4 protein-coding genes are annotated in these 4,256 nt (G+C 33.7%); all 4 read right to left on the reverse strand.

What is annotated here, in order from left to right; genetic code table 11:
• On the reverse strand, nucleotides 1–205 hold a 205-nt coding region (locus FPG59_RS14415; protein WP_086455271.1), incomplete at its 3' end, for a DUF3820 family protein.
• A gap of 61 nt (nucleotides 206–266) precedes the next feature.
• Nucleotides 267–668: an OsmC family protein gene (locus tag FPG59_RS14420; protein WP_086455272.1), complete on the reverse strand. Its 402-nt coding sequence runs from the start codon at nucleotides 666–668 to the stop codon at nucleotides 267–269.
• Nucleotides 668–2,611, reverse strand: coding sequence for a LysM peptidoglycan-binding domain-containing protein (locus tag FPG59_RS14425; protein WP_086455273.1), 1,944 nt, complete (start codon nucleotides 2,609–2,611; stop codon nucleotides 668–670). The genes FPG59_RS14420 and FPG59_RS14425 overlap by 1 nt, the downstream gene beginning before the upstream one ends.
• Nucleotides 2,612–2,726: 115 nt before the next feature.
• A partial coding sequence (gene guaA / locus FPG59_RS14430) for a glutamine-hydrolyzing GMP synthase (protein ID WP_086455274.1) occupies nucleotides 2,727–4,256 on the reverse strand: 1,530 nt, incomplete at its 5' end.

Raw genomic sequence — 4,256 nt, forward strand, 5'->3', positions numbered from 1 at the left:
TATTCCGAATCAAATCCTCTAGGCCATTAAGTTTTAATTCATAAACCAATTGTAATTGTTGCCCTAGCTCCCCTTTTGGAAAGCCTTTATTGGCATACCAAACAATATAATATTCAGGTATTTCTATTAAAAACCAGCCTTCATATTTACCAAAGGGCATTTTAGTATGAGCCAGTTTTATAAGCTGTTTTTGATTTTGATCCATTTTATAAAAAGAAAAAAGCAAGAAATAAATCTCTTGCTTTATAAGTATTGATTACTATGTATTATTTCCAGTTAAACGAAATACTTTTTTCTATTTCTGGATGCAAACTTAAAAAGACAGGACACGTTAAGGCAGCTCTTTCTAATATTGTTTTTTCTTTCTCATTTTGAGTTCCAAAAATATCAAATGCGATTTCAATTCTGCCTATCCTTCTTGGTTCTGTATTCATGATTTTAGTAACATTCGCAATAGAACCCTTTAAATCAACATTTAAATCTATTGCTTTAATACCCATAATAGTCATCATGCAAGTAGCCAATGCGTTAGCAACGGTATCTGTAGGAGAAAAAGTTTCCCCTTTTCCGTTATTGTCTACTGGTGCGTCCGAAAGAATTTCTGTTCCAGATTGTAAATGAATCGACGATGTTCTTAAATCCCCAAGATATGTTACTTTTGATGTCATTACTTTGCTTCTTTTATCGTTAAATCTGTATCATAATACAAGATATAAATTCCGTTATTACTATACCCTCCCGTTGTGTTTTTTGAGTAATCAAACTTATTATCTACTTGCTCTGTTGCAACTTCAAAGGTTGTTTCCTCAAACTTTTTACCTTGTGACAAACGCAAAAGCGTATCAAAGGTCACATCAAATCCTCGAGTTGCAAAAACACTTGGGTAGACTTTATTTTTCTTTTTGTATTCTTTTTCAAAAATTAAAGCCTCTGAAGATTCATTTTCTCGGCTTACTGATGGATACATCAATTTCAGTTTTGTTAAACTTGAAAAATTAATTTCATCTGTATCTAATGTTTCATTTGGTTCTAAAATAACTAACTGTACCTTGTAAGTTGCCATAGCACTCATTAATGTAGAAAGTGTAGCCTTGATCATGCCCGTATTTTCGGTTTCCATGACTACATAATTCATCTTGTCTTTCACCAAAAGACTTTTGATACTTTCTGCTGTAATTCCTCCCGTAGCCGTTAGAGGTACAAAACGCACATCTTTGTGATTGTCTGAAATAAATTTTACAACCGAACCTTTTTTCTTGTCTACAACTGCAATCATATTTCCGCCTTTGTTACGCATGTAGTCAAAAATAGCATTCTTAACCGCATCTGGATTAGGAACCGCCTGAAAAATATTTGCGAATTTCACTTCGTTTTCTTTAGACAAAGGAGATATAACTGATACTTGATTTTGTAAAACAAGCTCTGCCATTTTCTCTACGTTTGCTTGATAAAATGGCCCTATTATTGCGTCAGATTCATCAAGATTATTGCTTTTTAGCAATGCTGCCACTGCCGAACTATTTTTTGTTTCTTGTGAATCTAGTATTTTTATTTCTAAATTTAACCCTAATGTTTTAGCCGAATCAATTGCCATTAAAGCACCCGAATAAAAATCTAAAGTCATGTTTAGAAATTTATCTTTTTTTAATCGAGCGGTAATAGAATTTACAGTGTCGTTTTCAATTTTTGAAACATTAAATGGCAACAATAAGGCTAATTTCTTTCTCTCGTTATTTTTCTTAGCAAGGACAGCAAATTCCTTTTTTATAGCTTCTACTGCCGTGATAGTAGCTGATTCTGGAATTTTGATCTCCATTCCTACTTCTACTCCATTAGCCAATGCCGGATTTTCTTTCAATAGTTCTTCTTGAGATAACCCCGACATTTTTGACAAACTGTAAAGCGTTTCTTTTGGTCTTACAACATAGCTTATAAAATTTACTTTAGGAGAAACCGGTTTAGAAACTATTTGTACAGATTCTTTTTTAACTTCAGTTGCTATAACTGACTTTTCAATTTTGGCTGGATTTCCTTTAATAATTAACTCGTAACCAATGGGCAAATTGGATACAATTTCAGGATTTTTCTTTTCTAATTCTTCTATAGTAATACCATACTTATTAGCAATAGAATATTTAGTTTCTTTAGCTAAAACAATGTGTTTAACCACTTTTTCCTGAGTAGGAACATTACTTTTTAATGCCGTTTTAGATGGAATCACAAGAACTTGTCCAATTTTTAAAGCTTGAACATCTAGTAATGGGTTTGCTTTTTGCAGTTCCTCTGTTGTAACATCATATTTTTTCAAAATTCCATACAAAGTCTCTTTTGGAGCCATGACATGTTTTGTTGCAGTTGCCTCTTTTTTTACTGGTAAAGCAATAGCTTTTTTTGCACTTGGACTTGGAATCAACAAAATACTATTCAATTGCAATCCTTTTTGAACATCTGGATTTAACTGGTAAATATCATACGGTGTCACTTTGTATTTTTGAGCAATACTATTGATAGTTTCTCCTTTTTCAACCTTGTGAGTTGTGGATTTATTTTGTGCAAACGTACTTATAGTAAACCACAAAGCAGTCGTGTATATTACAAAGAAGTATTTCATCGTGTTTTTTATAAATTTTATATTCTTAACAAACAACGGTATCAAATTTTATTCCAAAATCTGATACCGTTAATTCTTGTGCGCTTCTTATCATGCTATTTTAATCGAACTGGTGCTATTCCCATTCAATTGTTGCTGGTGGTTTTGAACTGATATCATAAACCACTCTATTTACCCCTTTAACTTTATTGATAATGTCATTTGAAACTTTCATTAAAAACTCATACGGAAGGTGAACCCAGTCAGCAGTCATACCATCAGTAGATTCTACGGCGCGCAATGCAATTACTTTTTCATACGTACGCTCATCACCCATAACTCCTACGCTATTAACCGGTAAAAGAATTGCTCCTGCTTGCCAAACTTTGTCATACAATCCCCAAGATTTTAATCCATCAATAAAAACAGCATCTACATCTTGTAAAATTTGTACTTTTTCTGGTGTAATATCCCCTAAGATACGTATTGACAAACCAGGTCCAGGGAAAGGATGTCTTCCTAATAATTCTGGATCTATACCTAATGAAGCACCTACTCTTCTTACCTCATCTTTAAAAAGCATTCTGAGTGGCTCAACAATTTTCAATTTCATGTAATCTGGCAAACCTCCTACATTGTGATGTGATTTTATCGTTGCAGAAGGTCCTTTTACAGATACCGACTCAATTACATCTGGATAAATGGTTCCTTGTGCCAACCATTTTACATCTTCGATAATTTTAGATTCGTCATCAAAAACTTCTACAAATACGCGGCCTATAATTTTACGTTTGGTTTCTGGGTCACTAACGCCTGCTAATTCGGATAAGAAACGATCTCCAGCATCCACTCCTTTAACATTCAATCCCATTCCTTTGTATTGGTCTAATACATTTTGGAACTCATTTTTACGTAATAAACCATTATTTACAAAAATACAATATAGATTTTTACCAATAGCTTGATGCAATAAAACTGCTGCCACTGTTGAATCTACTCCTCCAGAAAGACCCAAAACAACTTTATCGTCTTGTAATTTTTCTTTCAATTCAGAGACCATTTCTTCAACAAAAGCATTTGGAGTAAAGGTTTGAGGAACCTCAGCTATTTTTACTAAGAAATTCTCTAGCATTTTAGAACCATCCGTTGAGTGAAAAACCTCAGGATGGTATTGTATCGCATAAGTAGTTTCGCCCTCAATTTTGTAAGCAGCAAACTCAACATCATGAGTGCTGGCTAGCTTTACACCATTTGTTGGCAAAGCTTTGATACTATCACTATGACTCATCCAAACTTGGCTGTTTGGAGAAACACCTTCAAAGAAAATCTCATCTTCCTTGATAAATGATAAATTAGCTCTACCATATTCTCTTGTATTAGATGCAGCTACTTCACCACCGCTAAAATGAGATAAATATTGAGCTCCATAACAAACTGCTAATAAAGGAAGTTTGCCTCTTATTTGAGATAAATCTGGATGGGGTGCATCGTCTGCGCGAACAGAAAATGGACTACCTCCAAGAATTACTGCTTTATAAGATGATAAATCACTCGGAAAATGATTATATGGGAAAATTTCGCAGAATATATTTAATTCGCGAACTCTACGCGCAATAAGCTGTGTGTATTGCGATCCGAAATCTAAAATAAGTACGTTGTGTTGCAT

The sequence above is a fragment of the Flavobacterium sp. FPG59 genome, from assembly GCF_002150205.1.
Classification (GTDB): Bacteria; Bacteroidota; Bacteroidia; order Flavobacteriales; family Flavobacteriaceae; genus Flavobacterium.